General features: G+C 62.4%; 2 protein-coding genes. Both read left to right on the forward strand.

Annotated features, from left to right (window positions below; genetic code table 11):
• Window positions 1–293, forward strand: a 293-nt coding sequence (locus AC1DYD_RS41395) for a response regulator (RefSeq protein ID WP_478178496.1), incomplete at its 5' end; no start/stop codon positions are given.
• 10 nt (window positions 294–303) lie between these two features.
• Window positions 304–990, forward strand: a complete 687-nt coding sequence (locus tag AC1DYD_RS41400) for a DUF1579 family protein (protein ID WP_478178497.1) — start codon at window positions 304–306, stop codon at window positions 988–990.
• The last annotated feature ends 172 nt before the right edge of the window (window positions 991–1162 follow it).

Below are 1162 nucleotides of genomic sequence, written 5' to 3' on the forward strand. Positions count from 1 at the left end.
AACGCGCCGGCTTCGAAGTGGCGTCTTTCGCCAGCGTGGAGGCAGTGCTGGCGTCAGGCGCGATCGAGGGTGGAGCGTGCCTGTTGCTGGACGTCGACATGCCGGGCGTTGGAGGCATCGAGTTCAAGCGGGCTCTGGTCACGTCGGGCCGGGACCGCCCCACTGTCTTCATGACCGCGTCCGAGCGCGAAGGGCTGGAAGGCCAACTCGCCCAACTTGCCCCCGTCGCGGTGCTCCACAAGCCGTTCAGCAATGAAGACCTGCTCGAGGCGCTTGGCCGCGCATTCGCATGAGCCAGCCTTCGTGACACAACCCAGCAACCCGAATGTCACGGCTCATGAAGAAAAGTCAAACACCCAAGTGGAAGGAATGCAAATGAAGCTCTATCGATTGACTGGCCTGCTGGCGGCAACTCTTTGCCTCGCAGGTCCCGTACTTGCCCAGAGCGCCGGCAACACCGCTACGCGAATGAAGGCGAACGATGCGGCGTTGGCCAAGGCCCTGGAGAGCGCCATCACGCCGGGCCCGGGCCAGGCAAGGCTCGAGCCCATGATCGGCACGTTCGACGTCAAGATCCGGACCTGGCTGGCTCCGAATCAGGCGCCGATCGAGTCGAATGGCTCGTGCGTCAATGTCTGGGTCCTCGGCCACCGCTACATCCAGTCGATGTTGTCGGCCAACGTGATGGGCGAACCCTTCGACGGTATTGGCTACACCGCCTACGACAACGTCGGAAAGGTGTATCAAATTGCCTGGATGGACGGCGGGAGTACGGCGATGACGCTGTACCGCGGCGGTTTCAACGGAGCGACCAGATCCGCAACGATGAAGGCGGTCGTCGCCAATCCAGTGACCGGCAAGCCCACGCCGCTCGAACTCCGGCTCTCGATCGCGGAGAACGGTGACCACATGTCCGAACTCTGGGGCCAAGGCAATGGCACCACGATGTACAAGATGATGGAACTCCGTTACACGAGAGCCAAGCAGTGATTCGGACCGGAACTGGAGTACCAACATGACTCATTACCAAGTGCAGAAGCGTGTCCTTCGCAACACCGTGCTGAGCGGGCTGGCYCTGCTGACGTTGATGGCGAGCGTCGACCCCGCCTGGGCCATTCTTGGTGTCTGGCGCCGCGCCGCCGTGCGCACCGCGGTGGTATAC

It is taken from the genome of Variovorax sp. P4_B11, from assembly GCF_056402355.1.